This is a genomic window from Serratia sp. BNK-12, assembly GCF_047456085.1.
Taxonomy (GTDB): domain Bacteria; phylum Pseudomonadota; class Gammaproteobacteria; order Enterobacterales; family Enterobacteriaceae; genus Serratia; species Serratia liquefaciens.
This window is the reverse complement of the sequence record NZ_CP179896.1, coordinates 1,159,980-1,179,457: the sequence shown is the minus strand read 5'-3', so window position 1 is coordinate 1,179,457 and position 19,478 is coordinate 1,159,980. Positions and strand designations below refer to the sequence as shown.

The following is a 19,478-nucleotide window of genomic DNA, read 5'->3' as shown; positions in this document are numbered from 1 at the left end:
ATGGAGTTGATGATTCGCAGGATAATTATTAGCGCGAAAGCAGGAAATCCGCTAAAACGCATTCGCTATAAGCCGGATGGCAACGCTTATAAACATAGCATGATCAAATCTACAACTTATTCGGACAATGCTGACGGTTCCTCCATATTTCCTTCATTTTTATGCCGTCTTTCCTCGCTAAACTAGTATTCTGTAAGGAGTGTAACTTTTTTGGCAATGAGTGCCCGCACGCCTGCCTTTTGGAGAGATTTTCGCCACCATGAATGCAAAAAACCCACGTCGTTCACTGTTACTGCGCCTGTTGGTGGTGGTTATTGTGGCTATTGCCGCCGTGCTGATATGGCGTCACTTCAGCGCTCCGCAGCCGGCCGACAATGCTGCCCCTGGAGCGCGTCACGCCGGTGGGGGCAAAGCGGCGGCAGGCGCAGGACGACGGGGAGCGCCAATGTCACCGGTACAGGCTGCGACCGCCACACAGCAAACGGTGCCGCGTTACCTTTCCGGGCTGGGCACGGCTACCGCCGCCAACACCGTGACCGTCACCAGCCGGGTCGATGGCCAACTGATGGCGATCCACTTCACCGAAGGGCAACAGGTCAAAGCCGGCGATTTGCTGGTTGAAATTGACCCGCGTCCGTTCCAGGTACAGCTGGCTCAAGCGCAGGGACAACTGGCCAAAGATCAGGCCACCCTCGCCAATGCCCGGCGCGATCTGGCACGTTATCAGCAACTGGCCAAAACCAATCTGGTGTCGCGGCAGGATCTGGACACGCAGCTGTCGCTGGTGCAACAGACCGAAGGCGCAATCAAAGCCGATCAGGGCTCCGTCGACAGCGCCAAGCTGCAAATCACCTACAGCCGTATCACCGCACCAATTGACGGTCGTGTCGGTCTGAAGCTGGTGGACGTCGGTAATTACATCACCAGCGGCAGCACCACCGGCATTGTGGTGATCACCCAAACTCACCCTATCGATGTGGTATTTACCCTGCCTGAGGCTACTATCAGCGATTTGATCAAAGCGCAAAAAGCTGGCCCGGTCAGCGTCGAAGCCTGGGATCGCACCAACCAAAATCTGCTGTCGACCGGTTCACTGCTGAGCCTGGATAACCAAATCGACACCGCTACCGGCACCATCAAACTGAAAGCGCGCTTCACCAACGAGGATGACGCGCTGTTCCCCAACCAATTTGTTAATGCACGCCTGAAAGTGGCAACGCTGCTGGATGCGATCGTTATCCCTACGGCGGCCTTGCAGATGGGCAACGAAGGCAACTTCGTCTGGACCCTGAGCGAAGATAACAAGGTCAGTAAACATTTGGTGACCACCGGCGTGCAGGACAGCCAAAAAGTGGTGATTAACGCCGGGCTGAACGCCGGTGACCGGGTGGTGACCGACGGCATAGATCGCCTGACCGAAGGCATGCAGGTTGAGGTGGTCACGCCGCAGGCGGCGTCTGCGGCCGGCAAACCAATCCACTCACCTCGCACCCAGGGGAAATCCTGATGCAGGTGATGCCACCTAACGCCGGCGGCGGTCCATCCCGCCTGTTTATACTGCGGCCGGTTGCCACCACGCTGTTGATGCTGGCGATCCTGCTGGCGGGGATCATCGGTTATCGCGCTCTGCCGGTGTCCGCCCTGCCGGAGGTCGACTATCCGACCATTCAGGTGGTCACGCTGTATCCCGGAGCCAGCCCGGACGTGGTCACCTCGGCGATCACGGCTCCGCTGGAGCGTCAGTTTGGCCAGATGTCCGGCCTCAAGCAGATGGCATCGCAAAGTTCCGGTGGCGCCTCGGTCGTCACCTTGCAATTCCAGCTTGAGCTGCCGCTCGACGTCGCCGAACAGGAAGTGCAGGCGGCAATCAACTCCGCCACTAACCTGTTACCGAACGATCTGCCCTACCCGCCGATTTACAGCAAGGTTAACCCCGCCGATCCACCGATCCTGACGCTGGCCGTGACCTCCAGCGCCATGCCGATGACCCAGGTGGAAGACATGGTGGAAACCCGTGTCGCGCAGAAAATATCTCAGGTCACCGGCGTCGGACTGGTGACCATTTCCGGTGGCCAACGGCCGGCGGTCCGCGTGAAGCTCAATGCGGCGGCCGTTGCCGCCTACGGTCTGGACAGCGAAACCATCCGCACCGCCATCAGCAACGCCAACGTCAACTCTGCCAAAGGTAGCCTGGACGGCCCGACGCGTTCGGTCACCCTTTCGGCCAATGACCAGATGAAATCAGCCGACGACTATCGTCAGCTGATTGTCGCTTACCAGAACGGTGCGGCTATCCGCCTGCAGGATATCGCCACCATCGAACAAGGCGCGGAAAATACCCGGCTGGCGGCCTGGGCCAATAAGCAGCCGGCCATCGTGCTCAATATTCAGCGCCAGCCAGGCGTAAACGTCATCACCACCGCCGACAGCATCCGCGAGATGTTGCCTCAGTTGATTAAAAGCCTGCCCAAGTCGGTCGACGTCAAGGTGCTGACCGATCGAACCACCACCATTCGCGCCTCGGTCAGCGACGTGCAGTTCGAGCTGCTCTTGGCGGTAGCACTGGTGGTGATGGTGATTTACGTGTTCTTGCGCAATGTCCCGGCCACTATTATTCCCAGCGTCGCCGTACCGCTGTCGTTGATCGGTACCTTCGCCGCCATGTACTTTTTGGACTTTTCGATCAATAACCTGACGCTGATGGCGCTAACCATCGCCACCGGTTTTGTGGTCGATGACGCCATCGTGGTGATCGAGAACATTTCACGCTATATCGAAAAGGGCGAGAAACCGCTCGACGCCGCCTTAAAAGGCGCCGGCGAAATCGGCTTCACCATTATTTCACTGACCTTCTCGCTGGTAGCCGTGCTGATCCCCTTGCTGTTTATGGGCGATATCGTTGGCAGGTTGTTCCGTGAATTTGCCGTGACGCTGGCGGTGGCGATTTTGATTTCGGCGGTGGTTTCGCTGACGCTGACGCCGATGATGTGCGCACGCATGCTGAGCCACGAATCCCTGCGCAAGCAGAACCGTTTTTCCGCCGCTTCTGAACGCTTCTTTGACCGGGTCATCGCCCGCTACGGCAAATGGCTGAAAACCGTGCTGAATCATCCCTGGTTGACGCTAGGCGTGGCGTTCAGCACGCTGGTGCTCACCGTCTTGCTTTACCTGCTGATCCCGAAAGGATTCTTCCCGGTACAGGACAACGGCATTATTCAGGGCACGCTGGAGGCGCCGCAGTCGGTGTCGTTCAGTAATATGGCCGAGCGCCAACAGCAGGTGGCGGCAGAAATCCTCAAGGATCCGGCGGTGGAGAGCCTGACGTCGTTTGTTGGCGTCGATGGCAGCAACGCCACGCTCAACAGCGGCCGGTTGCAAATCAACCTCAAACCTTTGAGCGAACGCAGCGACCGTATTCCGGCCATCATCACTCGTCTGCAGCAGTTGAGCACACAGTTTCCTGGCGTGAAGCTGTATCTGCAACCGGTGCAGGATCTGACCATCGACACCCAGGTCAGCCGCACCCAGTACCAGTTTACCCTGCAGGCCATGTCGCTGGACGAGCTCAGCCTGTGGGTACCGCAGCTGATGGCGGAATTGAAACAGGCACCGCAGTTGGCGGACGTCACCAGTAACTGGCAGGATCAAGGACTGGTGGCCTACGTGAACGTCGATCGCGATTCGGCTTCCCGCCTCGGCATCAGCATGAGTGACGTGGATAACGCCCTGTACAACGCTTTCGGCCAGCGGTTGATCTCCACCATTTACACCCAGGCCAATCAGTACCGGGTGGTGCTGGAACATGACGTCAGCACCACGCCAGGGTTGGCGGCGCTGAGTGAGATCCGCCTGACCAGCAGCAACGGCACCATCGTGCCGCTGAACACCATTGCCAAAATCGAAGAGCGTTTCGGGCCGCTATCGGTCAATCATCTCGATCAGTTCCCGGCGGCCACCATCTCCTTTAACGTGGCCGGCAATTATTCGCTTGGGGAAGCGGTCGACGCCATCACCCTGGCGGAAAAAAATCTCGATATGCCGAAAGATATCACCACCCAGTTCCAGGGCGCGACGCTGGCGTTCCAGGCGGCGTTGGGGGGGACCCTGTGGCTGATCCTGGCGGCGGTGGTAGCGATGTATATCGTGCTGGGCGTGCTGTATGAGAGCTTTATTCACCCGGTTACCATTCTTTCAACCTTGCCCACCGCCGGGGTCGGTGCCTTGCTGGCACTGATGATGGCCGGCAGCGAACTGGATGTGATCGCCATCATCGGCATCATCTTGCTGATCGGCATCGTGAAGAAAAACGCCATCATGATGATCGACTTCGCGCTGGCCGCCGAACGTGAGCAAGGTATGACGCCGTACGATGCGATTTATCAGGCCTGCCTGCTGCGTTTCCGGCCGATACTGATGACCACGCTGGCGGCGTTGCTGGGGGCACTGCCGCTGATGCTCAGCACCGGCGTCGGCGCGGAACTGCGACACCCGCTCGGGGTTTGCATGGTCGGCGGGCTGGTAATGAGCCAGATCCTGACGCTGTTCACCACCCCGGTGATCTACCTGCTGTTTGACAAGCTGGCGCGTAACACTCGCCGGCAGCCGGATGTGCAGGAGCTGCCGTGAAATTCTTCGCCCTGTTCATCTACCGACCGGTGGCCACCACGCTGCTGACGTTGGCAATTGCCATCAGCGGTGTGATTGGTTTTAGCCTGTTGCCAGTATCGCCGCTGCCACAGGTCGACTATCCGGTGATTTCGATCAGCGCTTCGTTGCCGGGTGCCGATCCGGAAACCATGGCCTCGTCGGTGGCTACGCCGCTGGAACGCGCTCTGGGCCGGATAGCCGGGGTCAATGAAATGACCTCGATGAGTTCACTCGGCAGCACCCGGGTCATTTTGCAGTTCGATCTCGACCGTGATATCAACGGCGCGGCCCGTGACGTGCAGGCGGCGATCAACGCGGCGCAAAGCCTGTTGCCCACCGGCATGCCGAGCCGCCCGAGCTACCGTAAGGTCAATCCGTCAGATGCGCCAATCATGATCCTGACGCTGACCTCCGACACCTACAGCCAGGGCCAGCTTTACGACTTCGCCTCGACTCAGCTGGCGCAAAAAATCGCCCAGACCGAAGGGGTGGGCGACGTCTCGGTGGGCGGCAGTTCACTGCCTGCTGTGCGGGTCGAACTTAACCCAAGTGCGCTGTTCAATCAGGGGATATCGCTCGATGCGGTGCGCCAAACCATCAGTGATGCCAACGTACGCAGACCGCAGGGTTCGGTAGACAATCAGCAGCAGCGCTGGCAGATCCAGGCTAATGATGAATTGAAAACCGCCGAGGCTTATCGCCCGCTGATTATCCACTACAACAACGGCGCGGCGGTACGCCTGAGCGACGTGGCCGAGATCAAAGACTCGGTACAGGACGTACGCAACGCCGGGATGACCAACGCCAAACCGGCGATTATTCTGGCCATCAGCCGGGCGCCGGACGCCAACATCATCGAAACCGTCGATCGCATTCGCGCCGAATTGCCCGCCTTGCAAGACAACATCCCGGCGTCCATTCAGCTGAATATCGCGCAGGATCGCTCGCCAACCATCCGTGCTTCGCTGGCGGAAGTGGAACAGTCGCTGGTGATCGCCATTGGGCTGGTGATATTGGTGGTGTTCATCTTCCTGCGGTCCGGGCGCGCGACGCTGATCCCGGCGGTGGCAGTACCGGTGTCGCTGATCGGCTCTTTTGCCGCGATGTACCTGTGCGGCTTCAGCCTGAATAACCTGTCGCTGATGGCGCTGACCATCGCCACCGGCTTTGTGGTCGATGATGCCATCGTGGTGCTGGAAAATATTTCGCGCCACGTCGAAGCCGGCATGAAACCGCTGAACGCCGCGTTGCAGGGGGTTCGGGAGGTCGGCTTTACCGTGCTGTCGATGAGCGTGTCGCTGGTGGCGGTATTTATCCCGCTGCTGCTGATGGAAGGCCTGCCCGGCAGGCTGTTCCGCGAGTTTGCCGTCACTCTGTCAGTCTCGATCGGGCTGTCTTTGATTATCTCTCTAACGCTGACGCCGATGATGTGCGCCTACCTGCTGCGTCACCAGCCGCCGCGAGCGCAGCGGCGCATTCGTGGTTTCGGTAAAATGCTGCTGGCGCTGCAAAAAGGCTATGGACGCTCGCTGAGCTGGGTGCTTGGCCATTCACGCTGGGTATTGGCCCTATTTCTCGCCACCATCGCGCTCAATGTCTGGCTGTATATCAGCATTCCGAAAACCTTCTTCCCGGAGCAGGACACCGGCCGACTGATGGGCTTTATCCAGGCAGACCAGAGCATCTCCTTCCAGGCTATGCGCGTTAAGCTGGAAGATTTCATGAAGATCGTGCGTGAAGATCCGGATGTGGAAAACGTCACCGGTTTCACCGGCGGTTCACGCACCAACAGCGGATCGATGTTTATCTCGTTAAAACCGCTGTCAGTGCGCAGCGACGATGCACAGAAAGTGATTGCCCGGCTGCGTGCCCGGTTAGCGAAAGAACCGGGAGCCAGTCTGTTCCTGATGGCGGTACAGGATATCCGCGTCGGCGGCCGGCAGGCTAACGCCAGTTACCAGTACACGCTGTTGGCGGACGATCTCGCCGCACTGCGCGAATGGGAACCGAAAATCCGTATTGCGCTGGCTGCACTGCCAGAGCTGGCAGACGTCAACTCCGATCAGCAGGACAAAGGTTCAGAAATGGATCTGGTTTACGATCGCGAGACCATGGCCCGTTTGGGTATTTCGGTTTCCGATGCCAACAACCTGCTGAATAACGCCTTTGGCCAACGTCAGATTTCGACTATCTATCAACCGCTCAATCAGTACAAAGTGGTGATGGAAGTCGCCCCCCCATACACCCAGGACGTCAGCTCACTGGACAAAATGTTTGTGATCAACAAAGACGGCAAGGCAATCCCGCTGTCCTACTTTGCCAGTTGGCGCCCCGCCAATGCACCGCTGTCGGTCAATCATCAGGGCCTGTCGGCCGCGTCAACTATTTCGTTTAACCTGCCGGATGGCGGCAGCCTGTCGGACGCCACCTCCGCCGTAGAGCGAACCATGACGGCGCTCGGCGTGCCTTCCACCGTACGCGGCGCTTTTGCCGGGACCGCCCAGGTGTTCCAGGAAACGCTGAAATCTCAGTTGCTGCTGATCGCCGCCGCCATCGCTACTGTGTATATCGTGCTGGGCATTCTTTATGAAAGTTACATTCATCCGCTGACCATTCTGTCTACCCTGCCCTCCGCCGGGGTCGGTGCCCTGCTGGCGCTGGAGCTGTTCGGTGCGCCGTTCAGCCTGATAGCGTTGATTGGCATTATGCTGTTGATCGGTATCGTGAAGAAAAACGCCATCATGATGGTCGATTTTGCCCTCGACGCGCAGCGCAATGGCGGCATCAGCGCACATGACGCCATTTTCCAGGCGTGCCTGCTGCGCTTCAGGCCAATCATGATGACCACCCTGGCGGCGCTGTTTGGCGCATTGCCGCTGGTGTTGACCCACGGCGACGGCGCCGAGCTGCGCCAACCGCTCGGCATCACCATCGCCGGCGGCCTGATCGTCAGCCAGCTGTTGACGCTGTACACCACCCCGGTGGTGTACCTGTATTTTGACCGGCTGCAGATGAAATTCCGTCGCGGCAAGAAACTGGATCCATTGCCCCAATAATGGCCACCCGATGCTGATAAAACACACCGCCTCCGTACAATGGCAACTTTGGATCGTGGCGTTCGGCTTCTTTATGCAGACGCTGGACACCACTATCGTCAACACCGCCCTGCCGTCGATGGCCGTCAGCCTGGGGGAGAACCCGCTGCGCATGCAGTCGGTGATTGTCTCCTATGTGCTGACGGTGGCGGTGATGCTGCCTGCCAGCGGCTGGTTGGCGGATCGATTTGGGGTGCAGCGGGTGTTCTTCAGCGCCATCGTGTTGTTTACTCTGGGGTCCATTCTGTGCGCCCGTTCTGAGACGCTGAATGAGCTGATCGCCTCGCGCGTGATCCAGGGCATCGGCGGCGCCATGATGGTACCGGTGGGTCGCCTGACGGTGATGAAAATCGTCCCGCGCGAACAGTATATGGCCGCGATGACCTTCGTCACCCTGCCCGGCCAAATTGGCCCGTTAATGGGGCCGGCGTTGGGCGGTTTTCTGGTGCAGTACGCCAGTTGGCACTGGATTTTCCTGATCAATATCCCGGTGGGGATCGCCGGTGCCATCGCCACGTTGCTGCTGATGCCCAATTACCGCATGCAGACCCGTCGCTTCGACATCAGCGGCTTTATCATGCTGGCGATCGGCATGGCGACGCTGACGCTGGCGCTCGACGGCCACAAGGGGATGGGGCTCTCCTCTCCCGCCATCGCCGCGCTGGTGGTTGCCGGCATCGCGGCACTGGCGGGTTACTGGTGGCATGCGCATGGCAACAGCCGCGCATTGTTCTCACTGCGGTTATTCAAAACCCAAACCTATAAAGTGGGGCTGACGGCCAGCCTGCTGGGCCGTATCGGCAGCGGCATGTTGCCCTTTATGACACCGCTGTTTATGCAGGTCGGCATGGGCTTCTCCCCGTTCCACGCCGGGCTGATGATGATCCCGATGATTATCGGCAGCATGGGAATGAAACGCATTGTGGTGCGGGTGGTTAACCGCTTCGGTTATCGTAACGTGCTGGTTGCCGCCACGCTGATGCTGGCGTTGATCAGCCTGAGTTTCCCGCTGGTGGCGATGCTGGGCTGGATCTGGCTGCTGCCGGTAGTACTGTTCTTCCAGGGCATGGTCAACTCATTGCGCTTCTCGGCCATGAACACCCTGACGCTGAAAGATCTGCCGGATCGACTGGCCAGCAGCGGCAACAGTCTGCTGTCGATGGTGATGCAGCTGTCGATGAGCCTCGGCGTCAGCATCGCCGGTATTCTGATCGGCAGCTTTGCCCATCATCAGGTGGTTACCGACAGCCCGGCCATCCATAGCGCATTTATTTACAGCTACTGTTGCATGGCGTTGATCATCGCGCTGCCCGCGCTGGCCTTCGCCCGCGTTCCGGCCGATACCGCCCCCAACCGTACGCTGACCAAAGAGCCGGGGACCGGCTCCACGAGGTTGCAATAATGAAAATAGGCATCACCGGCAAGCTGTTCATGGCCATTTTCGCCACCTGCATGTTGGTGCTCATTACCATGCATTGGGGCGTTCGCATCAGCTTCGAGCGCGGTTTTATCGACTACATCAAAAACAGCAACGAGCAGCGCATCAACATGCTGAGCGAAGCATTGGAAGAACAGTACAGTCGTCACGGTAACTGGGTTTTTCTGCGCAATAACGATCAGGTGATTTACCAGATCATGCGTTCGTTCGAACAAAACAGCGACAGCAGCCACAATTTGCCGCCCAAAGGCTGGCGCACCCAGTTTTGGGTGGTGGACAGCCAGTACAACCGGCTGGTGGGGCATTCCGGCCCGGTACCGAAGGAGGGCCCGCGTCATCCGATCCGCTACAACAATGAAATCGTCGGCTGGGTAATTACGACGCCCATAGAGAGGCTGACACGTAATACCGACATCAGTTTCGATCAGCAGCAAAGACGCACCAGTTGGATGATTGTCGCCCTGTCCACCCTGCTGGCAGCGGCGGTCACCTGGCTGATGTCGCGCGGGTTGCTGGCGCCGGTCAAACGCCTGGTAGCCGGTACCCACCGGCTGGCGGCTGGCGATTTCAGCACCCGCGTAGCCGTCAGCAGCCAGGATGAACTGGGCCGGCTGGCGCATGACTTCAACCAGCTCGCTACCTCATTGGAAAAAAATGAGCAGATGCGGCGCGCCGTGATGGCCGACGTCTCGCACGAGTTGCGTACCCCGCTGGCGGTGCTGCGCGGCGAGTTGGAGGCGCTGCAGGACGGCGTACGTCAGCCTACGGCTGCTTCGCTGGGCTCCTTGCAGGCCGAAGTCTCCACCCTGACCAAACTGGTGGACGACCTGCATCAACTGTCGTTATCCGATCTCGGTGCGCTCGCCTACCGTAAATCGCAGGTTGATTGCGTGCATTTACTGCAAATCGCGGTTGCCAGCTTCCGCGAGCGTTTTCACGCCAAAGGGTTGGACATCGTGACCCAACTGCCAGAACAGGCACCGCTGTTTGGCGATCCGGACAGGCTTAACCAACTATTCAACAACCTGCTGGAAAACAGCCTGCGTTACACCGACGCCGGCGGCAAGCTGGAGATTGGCGCCCAGACGCAGCCAGGCCGCCTGCTGATTTACTGGCAGGATAGCGCGCCGGGCGTCAATGACGATCAGTTGGCGCGCATTTTCGAACGTTTTTACCGTACCGAAGGTTCGCGTAACCGCGCCAGTGGCGGCTCCGGTCTGGGGTTGTCAATCTGTCAAAACATAGTGGAAGCACACAACGGGACGATCTACGCCCAGCACTCGCCTTTGGGCGGCGTGCGGATTACAGTAGAATTCGCCACCCCGGTAATGAATAAGGCGTCATGATGGAAACCCAGAATCAACCGTTGCAAATTATGATTGTTGAAGATGAGCCCAAGCTCGGCCAACTGCTGGTGGACTACCTGCAGGCGGCGGGATATGCCACGCGTTGGCTGACCAACGGCAGCGAGGTGGTCCCGGCGGTACATGAACATTCGCCGGCGCTGATCCTGTTGGATCTGATGCTGCCGGGCAGCGATGGGTTAACGGTATGCCGAGAATTGCGCCGTTTCACTGACATTCCGGTGGTGATGGTGACGGCAAAAATTGAAGAGATCGACCGCCTGCTGGGGCTGGAGATCGGTGCAGACGATTATATCTGCAAACCTTACAGCCCGCGTGAAGTGGTTGCGCGCGTAAAAACCATTCTGCGCCGCTGCTATCGCCCATTGGACAATATGCAGGAAGAAACTCAGCTTCACATTGACGAACCGCGCTTTCAGGCCAGCTATCAGGGGCAGATGCTGGATCTCACTCCGGCGGAGTTTCGCCTGTTGAAAACCCTGGCCAGCCAGCCGGGCAACGTGTTCTCGCGCGAGCAGCTGCTGAATAATCTGTATGACGACTACCGGGTGGTGACCGACCGTACCATCGACAGCCACATCAAAAACCTGCGGCGCAAACTGGAGCTGATCGACGGCGAGAAATCATTTATCCGCTCCGTGTACGGCGTCGGTTACCGCTGGGAGTCCGAACCTTGCCGCCTGGTGAACGGGCTTTAATCGGCCCTAGGTCCAGTCTTCTACCGTCAGGCCTGGCACCATGGCAAACGCCCGGTCGTTAGTCACTATTGTCGCTCCGCGGCTCTGCGCGTGGGCGGCAATAAGCTGATCCAGGGCCCCCATCACCCGCCCCTTTTGCGTCATTTCCGCCCGCAGCGTGCCATAGCAATGCGCGGCTTCACTGTCCCAGGCATATACCGTCACGGAATCAAGAAATGCCGCGACCGTCGCTTTCAGCGCAAGGTTCTGCCGCTTGGCTACGCCATAAAGCAGTTCCGCCTGCGTAATGCTGGAAATGCATACCGCAGAAGGCGGGATTTTTTCCATTAGGCTCAGCAAGCGGGGATGCCGACGGAACAGTTGGCTGACCGTATTGGTGTCAAACATATACATACTTACTCTTCCCCGGCGAACGGATCGCGGGTGGCACTGCCCTGCTGACGTTCATCAGCCGCCAGAAAGTCATGCGGTACCTGCGTTTTTTCGATCATTTGCAGCAGCGGAGCCCAGCTGTCAGGTTTGGCCGGATATTTAGATAAAATCACGTTTCCCTCCCGATCGCGGCGGATATACACACGATCTGTATCAAATTCGAATTCCACGGGTAACCTCACCGCCTGATTTCTGCCGTTTTTAAACAGTTTCGCGACCCTTTCCATTTCCATCCCCCTTAACAGGCATAGGCCTAAGCATATGCCTGTTAAGGGGAGATGCCAATATGCGGTGCTTATTTTTTGACCGCAATAATGCAACGGCCTCACCCTAGCCTTCCCAGGTTGCGGTTGAAATACTGCGTGCTCAAGAATGCGGCGGGCTGCGCAAACTTTCGGCATGACAATCCCCCGTTAGCTTCCCGTGCTACAGCAGTATCCGCTGCACAAAACTCCCTGTCAGCGCAAAAAAATGGCGTTTTTTTTGCGCTACCCTTCTCAAGTCCGGTTTATTAGCCGCTCAATTTCAAGCCATTGGCTACACTTACATCACTAATCGGAACCCACAGGAGAAGAACCATGGCAATCGGTCACTATGAGCTGAAAAAAGCAAAGAATGGGCAATACCACTTCAACCTGAAAGCCAGCAATGGCGAAATCATTCTGGCCAGCGAGATGTACGCCAGCAAGGCCTCGGCGGAAAATGGCATTGCCTCGGTGCAAACCAATTCCCCCCACGAAGCACAATACGAACTGAAGCACAGCACCAGCAATCAGCCTTATTTCGTGCTGAAAGCCAAAAACCATCAGGTGATCGGCGTCAGTGAGATGTACAGCTCTGAAACTGCGGCAAAGAACGGTATTCAGTCGGTGATCAAAAACGGTCCGGCCACCGACGTGCGCGATCTGAGCGCGTGATGCATCTGTAAGGCGCGCGATGCCCGCCATCGCGCGTTTTTCTTATGACCAGGATCAATCTCCCTGTAATAAATCCGGTTACCTGCTGATTTCTCGCCGCGCTGCGGCTACAATTCCCCGCTTTTACTGCGCCATTTGGGGCGCGTTATACCCACTGGCTTTCATACAGCAGCTAGGCGGCAAGTTCGTGAGTCTCCGGGAGCTTGGTAGACCAAGTGACTGGGGTGAACGAATGCAGCCAACAACGCTGCGGTTAGAAAGACAGAGGTATACTGACCTGAAATCAGACCGAGACTCATTATGTTTACACCGGAACTCCTCTCCCCAGCCGGCACGCTGAAAAACATGCGTTACGCCTTTGCCTATGGCGCCGACGCGGTTTATGCAGGCCAGCCGCGTTACAGCCTGCGGGTACGTAACAATGAATTCAACCACGAGAATCTGGCGCAGGGGATTAACGAAGCCCATGCGTTGGGAAAACGCTTCTACGTGGTAGTGAATATCGCCCCGCACAATGCCAAGCTGAAAACCTTCCTGCGCGATCTTAAACCCGTGATCGACATGGGCCCGGACGCGCTGATCATGTCCGATCCCGGCCTGATCATGATGGTGCGTGAAGCCTTCCCGCAGATGGATATCCACCTGTCGGTGCAGGCAAACGCGGTAAACTGGGCGACGGTAAAATTCTGGCAGCAAATGGGCCTGACGCGGGTGATCCTGTCGCGTGAACTGTCGCTGGAGGAGATCGCCGAAATCCGCACCCAGGTGCCGGAGATGGAACTGGAAATCTTCGTCCACGGTGCGCTGTGCATGGCCTACTCCGGCCGCTGCCTGCTGTCCGGCTATATCAACAAACGCGATCCTAACCAGGGCACCTGCACCAACGCCTGCCGCTGGCAGTACAAAGCGGAAGAAGGTAAAGAAGACGAGACCGGCAACATCGTACATATGCATGAACCGATCCCGGTACAGACCGTCGAGCCGACGCTGGGCATCGGGGCCCCCACCGACAAGGTGTTCATGCTGTCCGAAGCGCAGAAACCCGGTGAATACATGAGCGCCTTTGAGGATGAACACGGCACTTACATCATGAACTCGAAGGATTTGCGCGCCATCCAGCACGTGGAGCGCCTGACGCAACTTGGTGTGCATTCGCTGAAGATTGAAGGCCGCACCAAATCCTTCTACTACTGCGCGCGTACCGCGCAGGTCTATCGTCGCGCCATCGATGACGCCGTCGCCGGCAAGCCTTTCGATCCCACTCTGTTGACCACGCTCGAAGGTCTGGCGCACAGGGGTTACACCGAAGGCTTCCTGCGCCGTCACGTACATGAAGCGCAGCAAAACTACGATTACGGCTCATCGCTGTCTGAGCGCCAACAGTTTGTCGGCGAATTCACCGGGGTACGGCGTGACGGCTGGGCTGAAGTTGACGTGAAAAACAAATTCCTGCTCGGCGACAGCGTAGAAATGATGACCCCAGGAGGTAACGTCTTGTTTACCCTGGAGAGCATGCAAAATAAGAAAGGTGAAGCGATCGACGTGGCGCCGGGTAACGGCCATATCGTTTATTTGCCGATCCCGCAAGATATCGATCTCAATTACGCGTTGCTGATCCGAAATTTGCCGGATACCAATACTCCTGCGGCATAAAATGCAGGGAGTGATCCTTTAATGGCATTTTTTAGCAAATATTAGAATTGGATCACATCAATTACTCCGCAGCTTGGTTAACATCAGGCTGCTTAAAACTAAGAACGAAAAAGATTTGCATAGCAATACTAGGAACCACCTCCTTAGCCAGTCCAATCTCCCTTGGACTGGCTTTTTCTTTGATATCGTAAAATAATCCTATCTAATATATCCATTAGCTTTCAATTCACTGACTTGCCTATTTTTCATTACGCCCTGTTGTCATGGCGATATAAAAATAAAGCTACAACGATTAATTAATGCATTAACAAAAACCACTAACTTGCCCACGGATATATCTTAATTTAAGTCAATCCTGCAGAAATAATCTCTGCCAGGTCAGGATTAATCAGAATTAACTGAATATTCTTATGGCCTGCCGCCGATGGGTAGTTTATCGTTGCCCTATAGTTTACAGCCGGGAGATATCGGGAATGCATTCACCAGCACCAGCGCTTCTTATCATTAACGGCAAAGGCGCCGGCAACGACGAGGTTCGCCTTGCAGTACAAAAGTTGCGAGATGAAGGCCAGCCTCTTCACGTTCGCGTAACCTGGGAACAGGGTGACGCAGCGCGTTACGCACGGGAAGCCTGCCAACTGGGTGTTAAAACGCTGATTGCCGGCGGTGGTGACGGCACCATCAACGAAGTGGCTGCGGCGCTAACGGCCTTGCCGGCGGCCGGGCGCCCGGTACTGGGTATTCTGCCGCTGGGCACCGCCAATGACTTTGCCATGGCCTGCAACATTCCTTTGATGCCGGAACAGGCATTGCGGTTGGCAGTAAAAGGCCGCGCGGTGCCGATAGACCTGGCGAAAGTGAACGATGAACGCTATTTCATCAATATGGCGACCGGCGGATTCGGCACACGCATCACCACCGAAACACCAGAGAAACTGAAGGCGGCACTGGGTGGCGTGTCCTACTTTATCCACGGTTTGTTGCGCATGGATACGCTCAAGGCCGACCGCTGCGAGATCCGCGGGCCGGATTTCCACTGGGCAGGCAATGCGTTGGTCATCGGCATCGGCAATGGCAAACAGGCCGGAGGTGGTCAGCAACTCTGCCCGGACGCGCTGATCAACGACGGCTTGCTGCAACTGCGCCTGTTGATCGCGGATGAACTTCTGCCGGCGCTGGTAGCCAGCCTGTTTAACGACGAAGAAAACAAAAACGTCATCAGCGCCGCACTGCCCTGGTTGGAGATCAAGGCCCCGCACGAGATGACCTTTAACCTCGACGGTGAACCCCTGAAGGGCAAGCATTTTCGCATTGAAGTGTTGCCGCATGCCATTGAATGTCGCCTGCCGCCTAACTGCGGGCTGCTGGGTCAAGGCCCTACCCCCGAATAACCGTCTATGGCGCTCACCGGCAAGGCTGAGCGCCACTCGTCATAGCATCAGCCCCTTTCCCCCAGATAATTTACCGCCTGTCGCTTGCACTTTATTCCGCATCGAAATGTGATCCTCTCCGGCAAATCCTTTAAATCATACTTGTATGGTAGTTAGTTCATGGCGTATTTTCCGTCCAATATGATGACCCGTGGGAACAGGATAAAGACGTTATGAAGATTGTTAACGCAGAGGTATTTGTGACCTGCCCAGGCAGGAATTTTGTCACGCTGAAGATCACCACCGACGAGGGCATTACCGGTATCGGTGACGCCACGCTTAATGGCCGTGAACTACCGGTGGCGTCCTATCTGAAAGATCATGTCTGTCCGCAGTTGATCGGCCGGGACGCCCATCAGATCGAAGACATATGGCAGTTCTTCTATAAAGGCGCCTACTGGCGCCGCGGGCCTGTCACCATGTCCGCCATCTCTGCCGTAGACATGGCGCTGTGGGACATCAAGGGCAAGGCCGCCAATATGCCGCTGTACCAATTGCTCGGTGGCGCATCGCGTACCGGCGTCATGGTGTACTGCCACACCACCGGCCATTCCATCGACGAAGTGCTCGACGACTACGCCAAACATAAAGAGTTGGGCTTTAAAGCCATTCGTGCCCAATGCGGTGTGCCTGGCATGAAAACCACCTACGGCATGGCCAAAGGCAAAGGCCTGGCTTATGAACCCGCCACCAAAGGCAACTGGCCGGAAGAACAGCTGTGGTCAACGGAAAAATACCTCGATTTCACCCCCAAGCTGTTTGAAGCAGTACGTAACCGTTTCGGTTTCGACGAACACCTGCTGCACGACATGCACCACCGGCTGACCCCTATCGAAGCCGCCCGCTTCGGTAAAAGCATTGAACAATACCGCCTGTTCTGGATGGAGGATCCGACCCCGGCAGAAAATCAGGAATGCTTCCGTTTGATCCGCCAGCATACCGTGACCCCTATCGCCGTCGGCGAAGTCTTCAACAGTATTTGGGACTGCAAGCAACTGATCGAAGAACAGCTGATCGACTATATCCGTACCACCCTGACCCACGCCGGCGGCATTACCGGCATGCGCCGTATCGCCGACTTTGCCTCGCTGTATCAGGTACGTACCGGTTCACACGGGCCATCCGATTTATCCCCTATCTGCATGGCGGCGGCGCTGCACTTTGATCTGTGGGTCCCTAACTTCGGCGTACAAGAATACATGGGCTACTCCGAACAGATGCTCGAAGTATTCCCGCACAGCTGGAGCTTCAACGACGGCTACATGCATCCGGGCAACAAGCCGGGGCTGGGTATCGAGTTCGATGAAAAACTGGCGGCCCGTTATCCCTATGAACCGGCTTATCTGCCGGTCGCACGCCTGGAGGATGGCACCTTATGGAACTGGTAACAGAAGAACGCACCATGCACAGCGTGGTCATTGAAAAACCAGGCCAACTGGTTATCCAGCAACGCCCCATGCCACAGCCGGCAGCCAACGAAGTGCGGGTGAAGATAAAGTTCGCCGGTATTTGCGGCTCAGATGTGCATATCTACCATGGCCATAACCCTTTCGCTCGCTACCCGCGCGTCATCGGGCATGAGTTTTTTGGCGTCATTGACCAAGTGGGGAGCGATGTCGATCCACAACGCATCGGGGAACGCGTTGCGGTCGATCCGGTCGTCAGCTGCGGGCATTGCTACCCTTGCTCTATAGGCCGCCCTAACGTCTGCACCGAGCTGCAGGTAATTGGCGTGCACCGCGACGGGGGATTCAGCGACTACGCCTGCGCCCCGGCGCGCAATGCCTACCGCATCCCGGACAGCATCAGCGATCGCCATGCCGCCATGGTCGAACCTTTCACCATTGGCGCCAATATCACCGCCCACCTGCAACCCACCGCCGATGACATCGCACTGATCTTCGGCGCCGGGCCGATGGGGCTGACGGTGATCCAAACGCTGAAAGGGGTCTACGGCGTGAAGCAGGTGATCGTGACCGACCGCATCAGTGAGCGCCTGGTGATGGCGCAGGAAAGCGGTGCCGACTGGACCTTCAATAACGCTGAAGGCTCGCTGCAAGCCGAGTTGGAGCGGCGCGGACTCCAGCCGACGCTGATCGTCGATGCCGCCTGCCATCCGGCCATTTTGCAGGAGGCGATTAACCTGGCATCACCGGCGGCGCGTATCGGCATCATGGGCTTCTCCGGCGAGGCCTGCCCCCTGACCCAGCAAAGCATCACCAGTAAGGAGCTGTCGATTTTCTCCTCACGCCTAAACAGCGGGCGCTTCCCGCAGGTCATCGATTGGATGGCCAGCGGCAAAATCGATCCGCAACGATTAATTACCCACTGCGTGTCGGCCAGCGAGGTTGAGCAGGCGATGCTGATGTTCGAACAAGATCAGCGCACCTGCTGCAAGGTGTTATTACAGTTCGATTAGCACCCGGCGTCGCCACCTTTGCAAAGAACTAAGCATCACAATGAAAACAACATAAGTGGAGTGCTTTATGTTTAAAAACCTGCGTTGGACCATCGTATTCCTGCTGTTTATGGTCTACATGATCAACTACCTCGACCGCGTTGCGCTGTCGATTACCGTGCCGATGATCGAGAAGGATCTGATGTTGAATGCCGAACAGTTCGGCATCATCTTCGGCAGCTTCTTCTTCGGTTACGCCATCTTCAACTTTGTCGGCGGGCTGGCGGTAGACAAGTTCGGCCCGACGCTGGTGCTCGGTGTCGCCGTTGGCCTGTGGTCGATTTTCTGCGGCATGACGGCATTAGCCACCGGTTTCTATTCCATGCTGATCCTGCGCGTGCTGTTCGGCATGGCAGAAGGGCCAATCTGCGCCTCGGCCAATAAGATGATCAACGGCTGGTTCCCGAAGAAACAGGCCGCAACCGCCATGGGGCTGCTCAGCGCCGGTTCACCTTTGGGTGGTGCCGTCGCCGGGCCAATCGTCGGCTATCTGGCACTGGCGTTCGGCTGGCGACCGGCGTTTATGATTATCTGCTCGATCGGTATCGTCTGGATGCTGGTGTGGTTCTTCGTGGTGGCGGATAATCCGGCGAAAAGCAAACGGGTCAGCGATGAGGAACTTGCGCTGGTCAACCGGATGAAACAGGAAACCCACAGCGCGGAAGAAGAGCTGAGCAACGCGGCACACGGGCTGGGTTACTACCTGAAACAGCCGATCATCCTGGTCACTGCGTTCGCTTTCTTCTGCTACAACTACATCCTGTTCTTCTTCCTGAGCTGGTTCCCTTCCTATCTGGTTCAGGCGCATAACCTGAACATCAAGGAAATGAGCCTCACCACCATGATCCCGTGGATTGTCGGCTTTGTCGGGCTGGCGCTCGGCGGCTATATCTCCGACAAGATTTTCAATATCACCGGCAAGCTATTGCTGTCGCGCAAGATCGTGCTGGTCACCAGCCTGCTGGCGGCGGCCATCTGCGTGGCCCTGGCGGGTACCGTCAGCAGCGTAGTACCGGCGGTGGTGCTGATGTCGGTGTCGATCTTCTTCCTGTACATCACCGGCGCCATTTACTGGGCGATTATTCAGGACGTGGTGCATAAGTCCCGGGTCGGCGGTGCCAGTGGCTTTATCCATTTGGTCGGCAGCGTTTCCGGCATCATTGGCCCTATCGTGACCGGCTACATTGTGCAAAACACCGGTAAGTTCGACAGCGCCTTTATGTTGGCTGGCGGCGTGGCTGCGCTGGGTGCAGTGCTGGTGCTGTTGGTGATCAAGGCACCGCGCAACACCGTACAGCCGCAAATCTCGAAATCTTAATGCTTCAGGGGCGGCCAAGGTCGCCCCG

At 57.3% G+C, this 19,478-nt stretch carries 14 protein-coding genes; 12 read left to right on the top strand and 2 right to left on the bottom strand.

The window, feature by feature from the left end:
- Positions 1 to 259 precede the first annotated feature (259 nt).
- The 6 genes from ACMGG1_RS05290 to baeR are packed head-to-tail and all read left to right on the top strand — an operon-like array spanning position 260 to position 11,242.
- Complete coding sequence (locus ACMGG1_RS05290; protein ID WP_128865062.1) at positions 260 to 1,507, top strand: MdtA/MuxA family multidrug efflux RND transporter periplasmic adaptor subunit; 1,248 nt, start codon at positions 260 to 262, stop codon at positions 1,505 to 1,507.
- Entirely contained in the window at positions 1,507 to 4,626 is a 3,120-nt protein-coding gene (locus ACMGG1_RS05285) for an MdtB/MuxB family multidrug efflux RND transporter permease subunit (RefSeq protein ID WP_128865063.1), read from the top strand. Before ACMGG1_RS05290 ends, ACMGG1_RS05285 begins: the two co-directional genes overlap by 1 nt.
- Entirely contained in the window at positions 4,623 to 7,703 is a 3,081-nt protein-coding gene (mdtC, locus tag ACMGG1_RS05280; protein ID WP_122080001.1) for a multidrug efflux RND transporter permease subunit MdtC, read from the top strand. The genes ACMGG1_RS05285 and mdtC overlap by 4 nt, the downstream gene beginning before the upstream one ends.
- 10 nt (positions 7,704 to 7,713) lie before the next feature.
- On the top strand, positions 7,714 to 9,144 hold the full coding sequence (locus ACMGG1_RS05275) for an MFS transporter (RefSeq protein WP_020828093.1): 1,431 nt from the start codon (positions 7,714 to 7,716) through the stop codon (positions 9,142 to 9,144).
- The gene (gene baeS, locus ACMGG1_RS05270; protein WP_046372938.1) at positions 9,144 to 10,526 is read left to right on the top strand and encodes a two-component system sensor histidine kinase BaeS; all 1,383 of its coding nucleotides are present in this window, start codon (positions 9,144 to 9,146) and stop codon (positions 10,524 to 10,526) included. The genes ACMGG1_RS05275 and baeS overlap by 1 nt, the downstream gene beginning before the upstream one ends.
- Positions 10,526 to 11,242, top strand: coding sequence for a two-component system response regulator BaeR (gene baeR, locus ACMGG1_RS05265; RefSeq protein WP_020828095.1), 717 nt, complete (start codon positions 10,526 to 10,528; stop codon positions 11,240 to 11,242). The genes baeS and baeR overlap by 1 nt, the downstream gene beginning before the upstream one ends.
- Before the next feature lie 6 nt (positions 11,243 to 11,248).
- Here the strand turns inward: baeR and ACMGG1_RS05260 are convergent, their stop codons facing one another.
- Together ACMGG1_RS05260 and ACMGG1_RS05255 are read right to left on the bottom strand one after the other, a co-directional pair.
- On the bottom strand, positions 11,249 to 11,635 hold the full coding sequence (locus tag ACMGG1_RS05260) for a type II toxin-antitoxin system VapC family toxin (protein ID WP_020828096.1): 387 nt from the start codon (positions 11,633 to 11,635) through the stop codon (positions 11,249 to 11,251).
- 2 nt (positions 11,636 to 11,637) lie between these two features.
- A complete protein-coding gene (locus ACMGG1_RS05255) occupies positions 11,638 to 11,901 on the bottom strand; it encodes an antitoxin (RefSeq protein ID WP_020828097.1) in 264 nt (87 codons plus the stop codon).
- 351 nt (positions 11,902 to 12,252) lie between these two features.
- On the opposite strand from ACMGG1_RS05255, the gene ACMGG1_RS05250 reads away from it, so the two are divergent.
- The 6 genes from ACMGG1_RS05250 (at position 12,253) to ACMGG1_RS05225 (ending at position 19,450) form a co-directional block, all read left to right on the top strand.
- Positions 12,253 to 12,591: a YegP family protein gene (locus tag ACMGG1_RS05250; protein ID WP_020828098.1), complete on the top strand. Its 339-nt coding sequence runs from the start codon at positions 12,253 to 12,255 to the stop codon at positions 12,589 to 12,591.
- A gap of 300 nt (positions 12,592 to 12,891) precedes the next feature.
- On the top strand, positions 12,892 to 14,244 hold the full coding sequence (gene yegQ / locus ACMGG1_RS05245) for a tRNA 5-hydroxyuridine modification protein YegQ (RefSeq protein ID WP_041414820.1): 1,353 nt from the start codon (positions 12,892 to 12,894) through the stop codon (positions 14,242 to 14,244).
- A gap of 473 nt (positions 14,245 to 14,717) precedes the next feature.
- Positions 14,718 to 15,635 carry a lipid kinase YegS gene (yegS, locus tag ACMGG1_RS05240; protein ID WP_020828101.1) on the top strand — a complete coding sequence of 306 codons (918 nt, stop codon included), beginning with the start codon at positions 14,718 to 14,720 and terminating at the stop codon, positions 15,633 to 15,635.
- A 212-nt stretch (positions 15,636 to 15,847) separates the two neighbouring features.
- Complete coding sequence (manD, locus tag ACMGG1_RS05235) at positions 15,848 to 17,062, top strand: D-mannonate dehydratase ManD (RefSeq protein ID WP_020828102.1); 1,215 nt, start codon at positions 15,848 to 15,850, stop codon at positions 17,060 to 17,062.
- A gap of 14 nt (positions 17,063 to 17,076) precedes the next feature.
- Entirely contained in the window at positions 17,077 to 18,093 is a 1,017-nt protein-coding gene (locus ACMGG1_RS05230; RefSeq protein WP_414161447.1) for a Zn-dependent oxidoreductase, read from the top strand.
- A 67-nt stretch (positions 18,094 to 18,160) separates the two neighbouring features.
- Positions 18,161 to 19,450 carry an MFS transporter gene (locus ACMGG1_RS05225; protein ID WP_020828104.1) on the top strand — a complete coding sequence of 430 codons (1,290 nt, stop codon included), beginning with the start codon at positions 18,161 to 18,163 and terminating at the stop codon, positions 19,448 to 19,450.
- Positions 19,451 to 19,478: the final 28 nt, after the last annotated feature.